This is a genomic window from Comamonas sp. 7D-2 (genome assembly GCF_022749555.1).
Classification (GTDB): domain Bacteria; phylum Pseudomonadota; class Gammaproteobacteria; order Burkholderiales; family Burkholderiaceae_C; genus Comamonas; species Comamonas thiooxydans.
Map to the genome: position 1 here is coordinate 2,677,021 of NZ_CP094238.1, position 16,855 is coordinate 2,693,875.

14 protein-coding genes are annotated in these 16,855 nt (G+C 60.1%); 6 read left to right on the forward strand and 8 right to left on the reverse strand.

All coding sequences use genetic code 11. The features are described 5' to 3' along the window. Positions 1 to 12: 12 nt before the first annotated feature. Together MPZ60_RS12260 and MPZ60_RS12265 are read right to left on the reverse strand one after the other, a co-directional pair. Complete coding sequence (locus MPZ60_RS12260; RefSeq protein ID WP_034355942.1) at positions 13 to 3,267, reverse strand: efflux RND transporter permease subunit; 3,255 nt, start codon at positions 3,265 to 3,267, stop codon at positions 13 to 15. Then, positions 3,268 to 4,518 carry an efflux RND transporter periplasmic adaptor subunit gene (locus MPZ60_RS12265; RefSeq protein WP_034355945.1) on the reverse strand — a complete coding sequence of 417 codons (1,251 nt, stop codon included), beginning with the start codon at positions 4,516 to 4,518 and terminating at the stop codon, positions 3,268 to 3,270. Between the two features lie 344 nt (positions 4,519 to 4,862). On the opposite strand from MPZ60_RS12265, the gene msrA reads away from it, so the two are divergent. The 3 genes from msrA to MPZ60_RS12280 all read left to right on the forward strand — a co-directional run bounded on the left by msrA (position 4,863) and on the right by MPZ60_RS12280 (position 8,292). Then, positions 4,863 to 5,399: a peptide-methionine (S)-S-oxide reductase MsrA gene (msrA, locus tag MPZ60_RS12270; protein WP_034355948.1), complete on the forward strand. Its 537-nt coding sequence runs from the start codon at positions 4,863 to 4,865 to the stop codon at positions 5,397 to 5,399. 180 nt (positions 5,400 to 5,579) lie between these two features. Beyond that, complete coding sequence (locus tag MPZ60_RS12275; protein WP_034355951.1) at positions 5,580 to 5,996, forward strand: hypothetical protein; 417 nt, start codon at positions 5,580 to 5,582, stop codon at positions 5,994 to 5,996. Between the two features lie 160 nt (positions 5,997 to 6,156). Further along, positions 6,157 to 8,292 (forward strand): TonB-dependent receptor domain-containing protein, encoded by a 2,136-nt coding sequence (locus tag MPZ60_RS12280; protein ID WP_034355954.1) that lies wholly within the window; start codon positions 6,157 to 6,159, stop codon positions 8,290 to 8,292. Positions 8,293 to 8,354: 62 nt separating this feature from the next. On the opposite strand, the gene MPZ60_RS12285 is transcribed toward MPZ60_RS12280, so the two are convergent. After that, complete coding sequence (locus MPZ60_RS12285) at positions 8,355 to 9,434, reverse strand: site-specific integrase (RefSeq protein ID WP_034355957.1); 1,080 nt, start codon at positions 9,432 to 9,434, stop codon at positions 8,355 to 8,357. A 143-nt stretch (positions 9,435 to 9,577) separates the two neighbouring features. After that, complete coding sequence (gene pdxH, locus MPZ60_RS12290; RefSeq protein ID WP_034356018.1) at positions 9,578 to 10,225, reverse strand: pyridoxamine 5'-phosphate oxidase; 648 nt, start codon at positions 10,223 to 10,225, stop codon at positions 9,578 to 9,580. Between the two features lie 34 nt (positions 10,226 to 10,259). Here pdxH and MPZ60_RS12295 point away from each other — a divergent pair, with 34 nt between their 5' ends. Beyond that, positions 10,260 to 10,874, forward strand: coding sequence for an NTP transferase domain-containing protein (locus MPZ60_RS12295; protein WP_034356021.1), 615 nt, complete (start codon positions 10,260 to 10,262; stop codon positions 10,872 to 10,874). A gap of 143 nt (positions 10,875 to 11,017) precedes the next feature. Here the strand turns inward: MPZ60_RS12295 and MPZ60_RS12300 are convergent, their stop codons facing one another. Both MPZ60_RS12300 and MPZ60_RS12305 read right to left on the reverse strand, forming a co-directional pair. Further along, positions 11,018 to 11,629, reverse strand: coding sequence for a superoxide dismutase family protein (locus tag MPZ60_RS12300; RefSeq protein ID WP_034355960.1), 612 nt, complete (start codon positions 11,627 to 11,629; stop codon positions 11,018 to 11,020). A 102-nt stretch (positions 11,630 to 11,731) separates the two neighbouring features. Then, the gene (locus MPZ60_RS12305; protein WP_034355962.1) at positions 11,732 to 12,361 is read right to left on the reverse strand and encodes a gamma-glutamylcyclotransferase; all 630 of its coding nucleotides are present in this window, start codon (positions 12,359 to 12,361) and stop codon (positions 11,732 to 11,734) included. Between the two features lie 301 nt (positions 12,362 to 12,662). Between MPZ60_RS12305 and MPZ60_RS12310 the strand changes: the two genes are divergently transcribed. Then, a complete protein-coding gene (locus MPZ60_RS12310) occupies positions 12,663 to 13,187 on the forward strand; it encodes an OmpA family protein (protein ID WP_034355965.1) in 525 nt (174 codons plus the stop codon). 78 nt (positions 13,188 to 13,265) lie between these two features. Here the strand turns inward: MPZ60_RS12310 and MPZ60_RS12315 are convergent, their stop codons facing one another. Then, entirely contained in the window at positions 13,266 to 13,793 is a 528-nt protein-coding gene (locus MPZ60_RS12315; RefSeq protein WP_034355968.1) for a nuclear transport factor 2 family protein, read from the reverse strand. Between the two features lie 286 nt (positions 13,794 to 14,079). Further along, the gene (locus MPZ60_RS12320) at positions 14,080 to 15,075 is read right to left on the reverse strand and encodes an AraC family transcriptional regulator (RefSeq protein ID WP_034356023.1); all 996 of its coding nucleotides are present in this window, start codon (positions 15,073 to 15,075) and stop codon (positions 14,080 to 14,082) included. A gap of 176 nt (positions 15,076 to 15,251) precedes the next feature. Here MPZ60_RS12320 and MPZ60_RS12325 point away from each other — a divergent pair, with 176 nt between their 5' ends. Further along, a complete protein-coding gene (locus tag MPZ60_RS12325; RefSeq protein ID WP_034355971.1) occupies positions 15,252 to 16,844 on the forward strand; it encodes a long-chain-fatty-acid--CoA ligase in 1,593 nt (530 codons plus the stop codon). Positions 16,845 to 16,855: the final 11 nt, after the last annotated feature.

Below are 16,855 nucleotides of genomic sequence, written 5' to 3' on the forward strand. Positions count from 1 at the left end.
GGGAAAGACTTATCAGGACAAACCATCGATTCTACGAGCCTCGGAGGCTTCGTGCGGCGGCTCATCGCTTTTTGAGGGCACGCCAGACCATTTACGGCGCATCCAGTTGGAAAAATCATCGAGATAGCAGTACACCACGGGCACCACGACCAGGGTCAGCAGCGAGGAAGTGATGACGCCACCGATCACTGCCTGACCCATGGGGGCGCGTTGCTCGGAGCCCTCGGTGACCGCAAAGGCCAGCGGCACCATGCCGAAGATCATGGCCAGCGTGGTCATCAGAATCGGGCGCAGGCGCACCCGGGCCGCCAGCAGCAGCGCTTCGTTGCGCGGCAGGCCCGGCTCGGTCTGGCCGCTGACCTCGTTGGTGCGGCTCTCGCGGGCGCGGATGGCAAAGTCCACCAGAAGAATGGCGTTCTTTGTCACCAGACCCATGAGCATGACCACGCCGATGATGGAAAACATGGACAGGGCCGAGCCGAACATCATCAGGGCCAGCACAACGCCGATCAGCGTCAGGGGCAGCGAGGTCATGAGTGCCAGGGGCTGGAGAAAGCTCTTGAACTGGCTGGCCAGAATCATGTAGATGAAGATGATGGCCAGCATCAACGCGGAAATCGCGTAGCCGAAGGATTCGGCCATGTTCTTGGCCGCGCCGCTGAACTGGTAGCTGTAGCCGGGCGGCATGGGAATGGTGGCCAGCGCCTGCTTGATATCGGCTGTGACCTCGCCCGTGCTGCGCAGATAGACATTGGCGTTGATGGCGACTTCGCGGTTGAGGTTGCGGCGGTTGATCTGGCTGGGGCCGGTGCTGTCCACCACGCTGGCGACTTGGTTGAGGCGCACGATACGCATGCCGCCATCTCCGGTCGCCAGTGCAAACGGCAGGCGCTCCAGGTCCTGGGGCGTGGTGCGGGCCTCGGGCTGGAGCCGCACGTTCACGTCATAGGTCTGGTCGTCGCTGGCCCGCCAGTTGCCCACGGTCTGGCCGGCCACCCAGGTGCGCAGTGCGCCAGCCATATTGCCTATCGACAGGCCCAGATCGGCCGCGGCATCGCGATGGACCTCGATATTGACCATGGGCTTGTTGGGCTTGAGGCTGGAGTCCAGATCGACCAGACCCGGGATGTCGGCTATGCGCTCCTGGACGATCTGGCTCAGGCGGCCCAGTTCGTCCAGATCCGGGCCCATGAGCGAGAACTCGACCTGCTTTTGCCCGCCCACGGCCTCGCGCAGGCCCACATGGGTGAGCTTGATGCCTGCAACCGCCTGCAGCCTGGGGCGCAGATAGGCCGAAATCTCGTCCACATTGCGGCTGCGCTGGTGGCGGTCAACCAGGCGCACATAGATATTGGCGTAGTTCTTGCCGTTGGCATTGCCGGTGTTGATGGTGGTCAGCGTGTAGCGCACCTCTGGCAAGGCGCGCAATATGTTCGTCACCTGCCTGGCCTTGGCTTCGGTGGCTTCGATCGAGGAGCCTTCGGGGGTGTTGAAGCTGATCGAAGTTTCCGAGAAGTCCGCCTTGGGCACAAATTCGGTGCCAAGCAAGGGTACAAGAGCGATGCTTGCTATGAAAATAATGAATGCCAGCGCCAGGGTGAGCAGCTTGTGAGCCAGCGACCAGCGCAGTATGCCCTGATAGACGTCCGAGAGCCGATCGCTCATGCGCTCCACCCAGGCCGTCACGCGACCCAGCGTGCGGTCGTACAGGCTTTTGCTGCCATGTTCGCCATGGGCGTGGATTGCCGGGTCATGCCAGACGCTGGAGAGCATGGGGTCCAGCGTGAAGCTGACGAACATGGAGATCAGCACGGCCGCCACGATGGTGATGCCGAACTCATGGAAGAACTTGCCGATGATGCCGCCCATAAAGCCTATGGGCAGAAATACGGCGACGATGGAAAGCGTGGTGGCGAGCACGGCCAGCCCGATCTCCTGCGTGCCTTCCATGGCTGCCTGATAGGCGTTCTTGCCCATCTGCACATGGCGCACGATGTTCTCGCGCACCACGATGGCATCGTCGATCAGCAAACCCACGCACAGCGAGAGCGCCATCAGCGTGACCATATTGATGGAAAAGCCAAACCAGTACATGAAGAGAAAGGTGCCAATCAGTGCGATGGGTAGCGTCAGCCCCGTGATCACCGTGGAGCGCCAGGAATTCAGGAACAGAAACACGATGAGTACCGTGAGCAAGGCTCCCTCGATCAGGGTTTGGCGCACGTTGTCCACGCCCACGCGGATGGCGCGCGAGTTGTCGGCAATCGCCTGCAGGCGCACGCCGGGTGGCAGCTCGGGGGCGATGGCCTTGATCGCCGCGTTCAGGCCGTCGACTACCTCGATGGTGTTCTCGTCCTGGGCCTTTTGCACGGACATCAGCAGAGTGCGGCTGCCGTTGTACAGCGCCAGGGTCTGCAGCTCCTGCGCATCGTCCTGCACGCGGGCCAGCTGGCCGACGCGGATCGGAGCGCCGTTGCGGTAGGCTACGATGATGCGGGCGAACTCTTCGGGGCGCTGAATGCGGGCATCGATCTGCACCACGCGTTCCTGGGCCTTGGAGCGGATCGAGCCCACGGGCAGATCCTGGTTTTCGGCGCGCACCGCCTGGGCAACCTGCTCGGGAGTGATGGAGTAGGCCTCGAGCGCCTGCGGGTCCAGATAGACATTGATCTCGCGCTTGGTGGCTCCCACCATGTTCACGGCGCCCACGCCGCGCACATTCTCCAGCCGCTTTTTCAGCACCTGGTCGGCCCAGCTCGTCAGCGCAATCGCGTCGGGCGGCGTCACGCTCTGGCCATTGGCTGCGGTCTCGCCGTGCAGGGCATGGGGGTCTGGCAGCACGGCCAGCGACCAGACAGCCGTGCTGGCCGGGTCGAAGCGGATGACGCGCGGCTCCTTGACCTCGTCACGCAGAGTGGGGCGCACTGAGGCGACCTTCTCGCGTACATCGTCGGCAGCGCGGCGACCGTCTATATGCAGCTGGAACTCGATGATGACGACGCTGGTGCCTTCGTAGCTGCGCGAGGTGAGGGCATTGATGCCGGCGACCGAGTTGACGGCTTCCTCTATTTTCTTGGTGACCTCGCTCTCGACGATCTCGGGCGAGGCTCCCGGATACTCGACCGTGACCACCACTACTGGAAACTCGATGTTCGGGAACTGGTCAACCTTGAGCCGCTGGTAGGAAAAAATGCCCAGCACCACAAAGGCCAGCATGAGCATGGTGGCCAGCACCGGGTTCTTGAGGCTGATGCGCGTGAACCACATTTACCGGCTCCCGCTGCTGACTGGCTCGGCCGATTCTTCGACCAGCGTGCCTTCGCGCAGACCGCCGGTGCTGCCAGCCAGTATCCGGTCGCCCGCATTCAGGCCCTTGAGGATCTGCACCCAGGTTGCGCCTTCATGGGCGGACTGGCGTCCCAGTTCCACGGTCTTGTGGATCACGCGAAGCTCTGTGCGGCTGGAGATTTCCTGTGTACGCTCCGGTGCGATTGCGGCCACGGTCGGCTTGACCGCTTGCAGCACTTGCACATAGGGCAGGGGCTTGTCGGTGCGCACGGCGGCCAGAGGCACGGCTAGCTGGCTGGCGTTGCCGGTCAGTATGCTTCCCTGCAAGAACAGGCCGGGGCGCAACTGTGGAATGCGTTGACTGCTATTGTTCTTGGCGGCTTCGTCCTTTTGCACTGCCAGATAGGCCGCCACAGTGCGCGAGCCGGTCTGGGCGTTGGGATTGATGCGCACCACCTTGGCTCTGATGGCCGTCATGTCCTGGGGGGCACCGGGCACTTGCAGCTCGGCCAGTTGGCCGACCTGAACCTGTACCGAATCTGCGGGAGCGAGCTGGGCCATGATTTCCAGTTTCCCTGGATCGACGACTTCGACGATGCGCGCTTCCACACCAACGCGCTCGCCGTTCTGGACAAAGCGCTGGGCGATCTGCCCACTCATGGGGCTGGTGATGACGGCGTCGGTGACGGACTTTCGGGCCGCATCGGCGGCGGCCTGGGTGGCGGCCAGATTGGCGCGGGCCGAATCCAGGTTGGCCTGCGAGGTCAGCAGTGCGGTGGTGGAGATAAAGCCTTTTTGCACCAGGGCTGCATTGTTGTCCTGGTTGCGCTGGGCAATCACCAACTGGGCTCTGGAGGCATCGGCCTGCTGCTTCGCCTGGCGCCAGCGTGCCTCGGCCTCCGTGGCATCAACGCGAGCCAGCTGCTGGCCCTTGCTGACGCTATCGCCTTCACGCACCGTCAGGCCGCGCAGTTCGCCCGCGACATAGGCCTTGACCATGGCTGAATTCACTGCCTGAACCACACCGTTGAGGGGAACGCTCAAGGCAAGTTGAAGGGGTTGAGCCGTCAGAACCTCCTGGGCAGCCAGTTGTATGGGCAGCTCCAGCGGTGCCGATCCATTGGCCACAGCCGGCTTTTTATGCTGCAGATTGACGACTGCGCGCCAGCCTGTGATAGCCAGCAAGCCGATCAGGGCCAAACTCAAGGCCCAGCGGCCGGAACGCTTCATGGTGTGTATCGGCATCCTGTCGGTGAATATCCGAGGAGATTAAAAATCCAGTCAAAGTTGCGCGAAGTATGTAATCAATGGCCACGCGGAAAAATAAGAACAATCTTGTTTTACCAAGACCTTTTCGTGCGCCGTCCTGCCCGGCTTCTGCACGATGGCGCTTCGTTCCTCTGAGACAGGTTTCTTCTGTTCTATGCGTCACATATTAGATGCGCAGGACACCGCTTGTATTGCAAGTGTAGTGGGCGCCGTGCAGCATAGCGGTGCCGCAATCACTGTCATTGGTGAAAATGGGTAGTTGATTTGAGCTACGCTTGATGCGTCTTAAACACAAGGAGCCCGCAATGGCTGCGGAAACCATTTATCTGGGCGGCGGTTGCTTTTGGTGCACGGAAGCCGTCTTCGATCGCGTGCGCGGCATTGTCGATGTGGAAAGCGGCTATGCCAACGGCCATTTGGACCACCCGAGCTACGACGATATCTGTACCGGCCAGACCGGTCATGCAGAGGTGGTGAAGCTTGAATTCGACCCCGCGGTCATCAGCTTGCGCGATGTGCTGCTGATCTTCTTCGGCACCCATGATCCGACCACACTGAACCGTCAGGGCAATGATGTGGGCACGCAGTACCGCAGTGCAATCTTCACCACTGATGCGCAGCAGGCGACTGTGGCGCGGGCATTGGTCGAGGAAATGCAGAGCGAAAAAGCGTTTGATGCACCCATGGTCACTCAGATCGAGCCCTTGACCAACTACTGGCCCGCCGAAGACTATCACCAGGACTATTTCCTGCAGCACCCGGGTCAGGGCTATTGCGCTTTTGTGGTGGGACCCAAGGTGCAGAAATTCCAGAAAGCGTTCTCGCGCTGGCTCAAGGATTAAGCCTGGCTTGCTGCGCACGACCCGCAGTGCAGATACACTTTGCAACCCCCGGCAGCTTTGCTGCAGCCGTTTCGCCCGAGACCGCATTTGCTCCTGAACGTGTCACATCACTCCCATCTGCGCAGAAACAGCCGTCCAGCATCCGCTGGCGGTTGTGCCAGCCTGCGTGAAATCTGGGTGATGCGCTGGCTGATGGGCCTGCTGGCCCTGGCCATGGTGCTGGGCCCGACGCTTGGCCAGATGCACCGTGCGGTTCACTCGGTCAACAATACAGTCCCGGCAAAGTCCTATGTGGCGCACAGCCATGTGCAGCCAACCTCGCCGGCTGTGGCTGGCGACTGCCAGAGTGACAACAGCGGCTGCGCCCCGGATCAGGGCTGGGTCCATGCGCTGTTTGCGGGTCACGGCCCGGCCGAATGTCAGTTGCTGGATCAGGTCAATCATGGCTATGCCGGGCCTGTGGCCGTGCTCGCTTTCAGTGCGCCGCCACCTGACAGCTTCATCCCTCGGCCTTTTGCTCCCGCACCCAGAGCCGTCTTTATTGCAGCGCCGCTGGCTGCTCGCGCGCCTCCTCTGTCTCTCAGCTCCCTGGTCTAGGCCGGATCCATGCTGCGGCATGCTTTGCCGCCTACACCAGAAACATCAGAATTGATAGCTATAAGCGCTTTATACATAAGCGATTTATGCTGTTTTTATTGAATTTCCGTGCGTACTTTCTTTGATGGTCTGCGTGCGCACGGTTGTTTGTGGAACTGAGATGTCTCAACGTTTTTCGAATTCTTCCGCCCATTCCTTGCGCCGCTCCCCCAAGTCGGCTCTGGCCCGCGCCATAGAGGCGCTGCAACCAGCAGGGCGAGGACTGGCCCTGGGCACGGGCCTGGGCCTGCTGGCCTGCTCACCCCTGGCCTTTGCGCAGTCCGATGCGGCCAAGCAGGAGTCCAGCCTGGCCGAGGTGACGGTGTCGGCGACAGGCATGGCCGCCGGCGATATGGCCACGCCCGTCCAGGTGCTCGGCGAAGAGGAACTGCGCCTGCGCCGTGCCGCGACCCTGGGCGAGACCCTGGCGGCCGAGCCGGGCATCAATGCAAGCCATTTCGGTGCGGGAGCCAGCCGACCGGTGATTCGCGGCATGGATGGTGCGCGGGTCTCCGTGCTCAGCGATGGCTCGGAGTTGCTCGATGCCTCGACGGTCAGCCCCGACCATGCGGTGACCACCGAGCCGCTGCTGGCCAATCAGATCGAAGTGCTGCGCGGCCCTTCAGCTTTGCTCTACAGCCCCGGCGCCATGGGGGGCGTGGTGAATGTGCTGGACGGCAAGATTCCGACCCGGGTGCCCGAGAAGGGCCTGGAAGGTTCGGCCGAGGTGCAGGCTGGAACGGCGGCAGGCATGTCGGCCGGGGCCTTCTCCCTGACCACGGCCACGCCGCTCAAGAACGATAACGGCCAGCTGGTGCTGCATGCCGAAGGCGTGGCCCGCAACGCGGGAGACTATCGCGTGGGCAGCGGCTGGGGCCAGAGCAAGGTTCCGGGCAGCTTCAGCCGCGGCAACACGGGCAGCGTGGGCCTGTCGTGGGTAGGTAATCAGGGCTATCTGGGTCTGGCCTACACGCGGCAGCAGGCCAAGTACGGCTTGCCAGGCCATCAGCACAGCTTCGAAGGCTGCCATGCACATGGCGATCATCTGCATTGCGGCTCCCATGACGGGCATGACCACGACCATGATCATGAGGAAGGCGGCAGCGTGCCCGTGGTCGATCTGACCAGCGAGCGCTGGGATCTGCGCGGCGAATGGCGCAAGCCCACGGCCGGCATCGCCGCACTGCGTCTGCGCGGCGGCCTGACCAATTACCGCCACGACGAGATCGAGGATGGCAGCGTGGCAACTCAGTTCAGAAACAAGGCCCATGACCTGCGCCTGGAGATGGAGCATGAACCCATCGCCGGCTGGCGTGGCACGCTGGGTCTGCAAACCCTCAAGCGCCGCTTCAGCGCCACGGGCGAAGAGGCCTATGTGCAGCCCACGGATACCCAGCGCCACAGCCTCTATCTGCTTGAGGAATACCGCTGGCAGGATTGGAGCTTTCAGGGAGCCTTGCGCCACGACCGCCAACGCGTGGAGGCCGAGCTGAGCAACGAGCGTCGCAGCCACAGCGCCACTTCGGCGTCGCTGGGCACGGTCTGGAAGTTCCAGCCCGGCTATAGCGCATCGGCCTCGTTCACCAGCGGCAGCCGCATGCCCACGGCCGAAGAGCTGTTTGCCAACGGCCTGCACATGGCCACGGCAACCTACGAGATCGGCAATCCCAATCTGTCGCGCGAGCGCTCGCAGGCGCTGGACCTGGGCCTGGCCAAGACGGCCGGTGATACGACCTGGAAGCTCAATGCCTATCACTACCGCATCAAGGGCTATATCTACGGCGCCACGCTGGATGCTCACGAAGGGTTGCAGCTGCTGCAATACACCCAGGGCAATGCGCGCTTTACGGGCTGGGAGGCCCAGCTGAGCCAGCGCCTGAGTCGCGAGTTGAGCCTGACCGTGTTTGGCGACGGCGTGCGTGCGCGTCTGGAAGACGGCTCTGCGCTGCCACGCATTCCGGCATTGCGTGCCGGCTTGCGTGTGAACGCGCGTCTGGCCGGCTGGGACACCATGGCCGAATGGACCCAAGTGCTGCGCCAGAACCGCACGGCCCAGTATGAAACCCAGACGCCTGGCTACGGCATGCTGAACCTGGGCGCGAGCTACCTCTGGAAGAGTGGCGGCAACCAGTGGCAGTTCTATGTCAAGGGCCAGAACCTCACCAACCGTCTGGCCTACGCAGCAACCTCGTTCATCAAGAGTGCAGCCCCGTTGACGGGGCGTAATCTGGTGGTCGGTCTGAGAATGGATTTCTGATCCGGCTGCAGCTGAGTTAAGCCGCATCCGGCCCAGGTTTGGGCCTGGGCCGGATGTCGTGGCTATAGATAGTGCTGCAGATGGCGCAGGGAACGTGTGCTGTCCACGCCGATCCTGGCAATCACTTCCGATTCGGGCACGCCGGCGCGCAGCCATTGCACGATGGCCGTGTTGCGCAAGACCTGCGGCCCTACGCGCTGCAGCGGAAATTTCTGACTGTCCTCGGGCTGGGCCTGATGGGCGCGCTGAATGATCTGCGAGGCCACATGGAACAGCATGCGTACTGACAGTTCGCCGCCACGGCGCGAATAGAAAACGATATGGTTGCCGTCAATCACTGACGGCCCGCGCTGTGCGGCGCTGAATCTTCTCCAGCTTTGCAGGGCCTGGGCCACGGAGTCGGGCAACTCAAGCAGCCGTTGCTGAGCATTTCTACCGCCTTCTATCTGCAGGTAGCGAGGCAGGGGTGACTCTCCGTTCGCAATGCTCTCCAAGCTGCCAAGCCAGACCTGATCGGCGCTTGAAAGCAGGTTCTTCCAGAGTAGGCAGCGTACTTCCTCGGGGGCCAGAGCCAGCTCGTAGAGCAGCAACACAATGGCGCGATCGCGTGCATCCTGATAGCCGTCGGCGCTGGGAAAGTGCCTTGGCAGTGACTGCCAGAGCAGGGGAGGCAGACAATGGCCCTTGCCGTCCTCGGAGGGAGGGCGTTCAGCCGGCTCGAGACCGGTTGCTGGGTTGGCGCTGATCCAGCCGTGCTCCATCGCATGATCGTAGATGCGCTCCAGCAGCCGCCAGTAGCGGCGGCGGGTGACCGGGCTGATCTTGCGCTCGGGGTGGTGGTGCGCACGTTGGCCATCGCGTATCTGCAAGAAGCTTTGCACATCCAGCTCGGTTGCCTGATGCCAGGGCTTTGAAGAACGTTGCCTGCGCGCAGGGCGCTCCTTGTCAGAGATCGGTGCCTGCCTGGACAAATGCATCAACCAGGCCTGCCAGACCTTTTCATAGTTGCCGTCAGGAGAAGTATCCAGCGCATCCCAACTCTTGTTGCCCTCATGCTCTAGCCAGTCGCGAAACAGCTGACTTCCTGTTGGCAGAGTGGATGGGTCTGGAGGCTGCAGATCCGAAATGTCTATATTTTGCATTTGATGATATTAATGTAACTTACATGTTGTATTTATCAGCACCGACATAAATTCATTCACTTAATCACAAGCCAAAGGTCATCAGCGAAGAGGGCGCTTTCTGTCGCTGCGCCCTCCCATTTCAATGAGGGATCCATCAAAACTCAGGGAGCCAGTCGTTCACGAATCCAGTGCTGACCTTCCTGGCGGTAGCTCAGGCGGTCATGCAGCCGGCTCTTGCGTCCCTGCCAGAATTCCCACCGCTCAGGTACCAGGCGGAAACCGCCCCAGTGGGGAGGCCGGGGAGGATTGAGCAAAAACTGCGCGCTGTACTTGGCGGCATTGGCCACCAGCACGCCGCGGCCACTGATGACCTGGCTTTGCGGACTGGCCCAGGCCCCAATTCTGGAGTCAAGCGGGCGGCTGGCAAAGTAGGCATCGCTTTCTTCGGCACTGACTTTTTCCACACGGCCTTCGATGCGCACCACGCGCTCCAGCTCTACCCAGTGAAATTGCAATGCAGCGAATGGATTGCCCGCCAGCTGCTGGCCCTTTCGGCTGTCGTAGTTGGTGTACCAGACAATGCCACGCTCGTCGTAACCTTTGATCAGCACAATACGCGTGCTGGGTCGCAGGTCGCCGCTCACGGTCGCCACAGTCATGGCATTGGGCTCAGGCACTTGGGCTCTCACGGCTTCCTGCAGCCATTGGTCGAACTGCTGCAGGGGATTCTGGTTGGAAGCGGATTCGCTCAGCTCTGCGCGTTCATAGCTTTTGCGCAGATCGGCAATGGATGAAGATAGGCTGCTCATGTCCACATTGTGCCGCGCAGCCAAAGCCGGCGTTATGCTCGACAGCAATATGAATCAAGAAGTTTTGTCCGCTCCCGTGATTGATCCGGAGCAGCCTTGTGTGCTGGTTCTCGCTGCGGGCAGGGGAGAGCGTTTTCTCGCATCGGGCGGATCCAGCCACAAGCTCCAGGCCATGCTGGGCCTGCAAACCGTTCTGCAAACCACGCTGGCTGCAGTGCAGGCCTCGGGCCTTCCCTGGCATCTGGAATACGGGCCGCATCCCGGCATGGGCGACAGCATTGCGGCGGCCGTCAAGGCCACAGCCGGCGCCAATGGCTGGCTGGTCCTGCCTGCAGATTTGCCCTTGATTCAAGCCAGCACGCTGCAACAACTGGCTTTGCAGCTGGCACAGCTGGAGAGTCGCGAGCTGCGTGTGATCCAACCTTTTTATCAGGGCCAGAAGGGCCATCCTGTGGCTTTCAGTCGTGCAGCAGCGCAGGAACTTGCTGAGCTCAGTGGCGATCTGGGCGCAGCCTCCATCGTGCGCAACGCGGCGGAGAATCAGCGTCTGTGGCGCTGGGACTGCGATGACATAGGCTGCGTGCTTGATGTGGACACTGTGCAGGCCTTGGAAGAGGCGCGCAGGATCTGGCAGGCGCGCAATTCTTGATTCTCTAGAAGCCTCTGAGGGAGGGCCTGACGAGGTAGCCTTTGAATTTGCCGAGTTCGTCTATCAGACAAGCCCCGGTTCCGGCTGCCTGGCCTTGTCCTTCAAATGCACGCTCGCTATTCATTTTCCAGGCGATGGCAGGCTTAGGCGCCGCGCTCAATCACGGCACAAGCCAGGCGTGCGCCTGAATTGCCGGTGGGCTGGGTCGTGTAGTCATCCGGATCGTTGTGCACGATCAGCGATCGACCCAGAATGCCGCTGCTGCCTCTGTCCAATTTGAACTCCTTGCTCACAAAATCGATAGTTGCCACGCCCTGGGTGTCGGCGTCAAGGCTGGGCAGGTCACCGATGTGATGGGCCTTGCTGTCGCCGAATTTGCCATGCGCCTGCTGTCCAGGGTTGAAGTGGCCGCCGGCGCTCAAGCCGTCGCCGCTGGAGCAGTCACCTTTTTCATGGACATGAAAGCCGTGCTCGCTATTCGGCGCAAGCCCTTCCACACGGCCTTGCACCCGAACGCTGCCGTCGGGCTGCGGAAAGAACTGTACCGTACCCGTTACCTGGCTGCCCTTGGTGGCTTCCAGACGTGCAATCGATTGAACGCCTTTGCTGAGAGCTGCTGCGGGAGTCGTCTCCGAAGAAGAGGGCGCAGCCGTGTTGCTGGTCGTGGAGCAGGCCGTCATGACCAAGCTTGCTGCAAGCGTCAAACCTGCCCAGGCAGGGCGCGAAAAGAGGGCGGCAACACGGTTGGGGAACATGGCAGTCTTTCCGAAATCAAAAGGCCATTGTGCCCCGGATCGCCAGAATTTCAAGCTTTCTTGCTCTGCAGACCAATACAGTAGAGCGATGTTAGCTACGTTTCAAATAGCAGCAGCAGATGGGCAACTGGCTTTCTGGAAGTCCGCATAGGCCAGCAGGCGCTTGAGCGCCTTGTCGTCGATGCCAAGCCGTTGCAGCTCGTCAAAAGTAGCCTGCGCATAGTCCAGGGTCGTGCCGTATATACCCTGGGCCTGAGAGAAAATGCGCCGGTATTCATCCGGCGCCAGCTCGCCGGTATGGTGCGGGCTTTGGCGTGACAGCGTGAATGCGAGGGCTTTCACGGCTCCGTGCGGGGTGCGGCAAGGCAGCCAGCGCGGGTCATAGACGGCATTGGGCATCTCACGCAGCCAAAGCTTGCGCATGACGGTATCGCCTTGGTTACGCGGAATACGGAAGGCCATGCCCTGGCAACTGCCGCCCGAGAGCATGCCAAACACCAGGCCTGGAACCTGGGGCGTGCCACGGTTGATGGTGCTCCACATTTTGAGGGCACGATGCCAGCCATGTACATGGGCCGAACGGCGTTCGCTGAAGTCGAATTCGGGACGCCAGATCAGGGAACCATAACCAAAGATCCACAAATCCTCGTCACCTCCCCACTGCACCAGAGCCCGCTCCAGCATCTGGTCAGCATCACGCATGGAATGATTCAACAAAGGAAGGGCGGACATGGAAACTCCTCGAACCGGATTCAGAGCTGAATTGACTTTGATATATAACGCGCGGACGCGCCGTCGGTGCACCTGTGCACACACGAAGGCGTAAAAGCAACGCTTTCCCGGTGTGAAACGGCTGAAATTTGAATCTTTTTTGCGATTGCTGTGAGAGCAGCAGTTAGGGCGTTTCACGGCAAACCTCTAGAATGCGTGGTTTTGTCGCTTTGTCAGCCTGAAGCATGTAGCCGGGCTGCAAAGTGTCATGAATACAGGTTTCGTACTTTCATAATCACCCGCAAATACGGAGATTTCATTCATGTCCTTCAACAGCTCTGACGACGATAGCCAACAACGCTTTGCCCTGGGTTTTCTGTTTGCCCTGATCGCTCTGGTTGTCTCCACCGTCGTCGGCACCGTCGTCTACAAGCGCGGCATTTCCCATGCTCCCAAGGCCGAAGCAGCAGTGTCCGCACCCAGCGCGACCAACGTGCCTGTGGTGGTGGTTGAAGAAACTGCCCGCGTGATCGTGGAAAACGGTGTGGTCAAGTTCTACTTTGTCTCGGGCAAGGCGGAAGTGGCCGCTGGCGCCAACGAAGCGCTGAGCGATGTGGTCAAGGGCGTGGCCGAAGGCAAGCGCGCCGTGATCTCCGGTTTCCATGATGCAACCGGCAGTGCTGAAATCAACGCGGAGCTGGCCAAGCAACGTGCGCAAGCCGTCCAGGCCGCCCTGGTGGCACTGGGCGTGGCAGAAGACAAGGTCGAGCTGAAGAAGCCCGAGCAATCTCAGGCCGACGGCTCCAATGCCGAAGCTCGCCGTGTGGAAGTGATTCTGGCCAACTGATAAACCCAGTTCTCTTGCACAAAGCCCGATATGGCATTGGCTGTATCGGGCTTTTTGCTGTTTGCAACAGAGCAAGGATCAGTTGTTTTCAATGAATCCAGCTGCCGGAGGCTTGCCCAGGGCAATGACTCTTTCAATGCCGCCTGCATCGACCTGGCGCATGACAAATGATCCCCGCGCAAAGCGCATGGTACGGATCTGCCAGCACCCGTTGATGCGCTCGTACTCATCACTGTACTGACCTGAGAGATTGACGATGGTGCGTTCCTTGACATTGACCTGGCAGAACTCCAGATCCCACAAGCCTTTTGCACTATCAGCTCCCGTGAAGCTGATCTGAGGGTTGTGGCCGTGGTGCATGTCCTGGATGGACGGGTTGGCAACCGCCAGCCTGGTGAAGGTTTCAACCCATTCTTCGCGATCCGTAAAAGCCGGAAAACCATCGGCCTCGATAACTGCGCCATGTTCCACAAAGCACTCACGCATGGCATTCGGCTGCTTCTGATCGCAGGCTCGCAAGTACCGGGCCTTCAAAGCCTGTATCGACTGAATATCCTCAAGATGCTGCAAACGCTGCTGAAGTTGCTCCAGAACCGAGTCACTCATTGCCAGTCTCCTGATTGGTGTTGGAGTACCGAGTCTGGAATGCCAGCCAATGACTGAACACCCATGTTTGGACGATGGGTAGTCAATTCAAGCCTGAAAAATCAGGAACTGGCGCAGATCGTCAAGGACATTGCCGCCAATACGGTCGGGACCATCGTCCATCGCCTGGTAACTGACGGTCAGTGCGGACATGAGATTCACACTGTAGAAGCCTGCTCTCTAACAGCGGTTGGGGCAACAGGCCACAACGGTACGCAGTGGCGGGCTTCAGGCTGCATGACTGACGTCATGGCTTGGTTATTTGGGAGATGCTTCGCTGCGCAGTCCGGTATGTGCCCGGAGTCATACCCGTCCAGTGACGAAAGGCACGGTGAAAAACAGCAGGAGTGCTGAAGCCCAGGGCATAGGAGATCTCAGCCAGAGAAACGTCGTTACGTACAAGGTTCAGGATGGCCAAGTCCCTGCGCAGTTCATCCTTGATGCCCTGGAAGGACAGACCTTCCTCTTGCAATTTGCGGATCAATGTTCGCGAGGACATGTGCAGTCGGCTTGAAACGTCGTCCAGCGTTCTTCCCAGATCTGCGTGCAACAACTCGCGCACTTTTAGCCGTATAGCGTGTTCGTGGTAGGAGGTGAATATCCAATCGCGGGGTGCTCGTGCAAGAAAGGTCCGTACGTCAGCTGCACTGCGTACGGGCCGAATTTTCCCTAGCTCGGCACCAAAGGTGATCTGCGAGTGCTTGCCATCGAAATCAATGGGGGCCGGGAACAGGATCGGATAGTCGGCGGCAAAGGAGGGACGCGGAAATGCGAGCCCCACGCTGTAAACAGGAACCTCCCGGCCGACGAGCCATGAAACGATACCGTGCGTGAGCTTCAACATCAGTGCGTGGCCGAAGCGGTTCACCCTCGCCTCGGGTGAACGGGGGATCAGGTCCAGGCGCAGTGTGGTTTCAGCTTGTCCAAAATTCAAGCGATAGTCGTCCAGCAGCAGGTTCCAGAACTGTGTGAAGCGATATAGCGCCACATCGATTGTGGGCGCATCCATGAGCACCCGGATGATGTATTTCAGGGAGCCGGTTCGTATGGGGCGGCTCCATAAACCCATCATTTCATCGCCCGTTGCGCCTGCGCTTTTCTGATAAAGCCCAACGAGCTGATCGTGTGTGAGCCGAGCGCCAGGGTGACTGATGAATTCCTTGACGATTCCAGCCTCTTTCAGGCAGCGATCCAAAGCTTGTTCAGAGCAAAGCGCCCGCAGGCTTTGCAGCAGATCCTGCACCAAATCGAGTGAAACAGTTGCCGTCGAGGTACTTCTGCCATCCTCTGCATCCGTTTGAGGCCATTCCAGGGGATCTGGTGCGATTGTCACTTTTTGCATGTTTCAAGTCGCCATTGGCAATTGGATGGGGAGCGCCTTGTACCTATTCTCTGAATAAAGGAAAAGGAGACAACGACATGGAACGGCTTGGAAACATGATGCGCATGCCGCTGCTTATCGGTTCAATCCTAACGTATGCCCTTGAAAATAGCGGAGATCAGCAGATTTTAACGGCACTTGACGATGGTGGGTTGCACACGTACTCGTACCGTGAATTCGGTGAAAGAGTGATGGATCTGGCCATCGGTATGACGCGACATGAAGTGCAGCCAGGTCAGAGGGTGGCGACATTGGCATGGAATACCTATCGCCATCTGGAAATCTACTATGCCACGGCTGGTATCGGCGTGATTTGCCACACGGTTAATCCGCGGCTGAGTCGTGAGCAAATCACCTTCATCATCAATGATGCGCAGGACAGCGTTCTGTTCTACGACGCGCAATTCACAGAGCTGGTCGATTTCTTGCGCCCTCAGTGCCCGTCAGTGGCGCATTGGGTGCTGTTGAGCGAAGGTGCAGGTGGAGGAAGCGCTGGGGACAACTACGGCTCCTGGCTTGGCAACGACACCCGTGGCTTTGAATGGCCGGTCTTTGATGAAAATACCGCGTGTGGGCTGTGCTACACGTCCGGCACCACTGGAGCGCCAAAGGGGGCCCTGTACTCCCATCGATCAACTGTGCTGCACGCCTACGCGTCCAGCCATCCCAACGCCGTCGCCATCTCGGCCAGAGATGCCGTGATGCCATTGGTGCCCATGTTTCATGTCAATGCTTGGGGTTTGCCGTATTCAGCCTTGATGTCCGGGGCCAAGATTGTCTTGCCGGGATCGAACATGCAGGGGGAGCGCCTGTACGCTCTGTGCGAGCGAGCAGGGGTGACGTTGTCGGCCGGCGTTCCAACTGTATGGAAAGGCGTGTTGGACCATGCCGAAAACCACGGACTAGCCTTCAGCACGCTCCAGCGCATCCTCATCGGTGGCGCGGCATGCCCGCCTCACATGATTGCGGCTTTTGGTGCCCGTAATGTCACGGTGCGCCACGCCTGGGGTATGACGGAGGTGTCCCCTCTAGGAACGGTGTGCCAATTGCTTCCCCAGCATGCGTCGCTGTCTGGCGACGAAGCCCTGCAGGTGCTGGCGTCGCAAGGGCGGCCCTTGTTTGGTGCGAGATTCAAGGTGGTGGACGATGCTGGCAATCGATTGCCCCACGATGGAGTTTCAACTGGGCACCTGATGGTTCAGGGCAACTGGGTCATCTCTCGCTACTACGGCAAGACTGAGCCCGCGATCGAAGACGGATGGTTCTGTACGGGAGACGTCGGCAGCATGGATGCGGACGGCTACATGCGCATCACGGATCGCCGCAAGGATGTCATCAAGTCAGGCGGAGAGTGGATCTCATCCATAGAGATTGAAAACATCGCGATGGAAGAGTCCGGTGTCGAGTTGGCAGCCTGCATTGCCGAGGCCAACGAAAAGTGGGGTGAACGCCCGGTGCTGTTCGTCGTGCCGAAGGCGGGCGCGGAGCGATCGGCTGAACGGATTCTTGCGCGCTACCAAGGGCGTGTGGCGAAGTGGTCCATTCCCGACAGGGTGGTGTTCATAGATCACATGCCGATGACGGCCACCGGAAAGATTCAGAAAACAGCGCTGCGTGCGCTGGCGACGTGATCCGTCCCTAT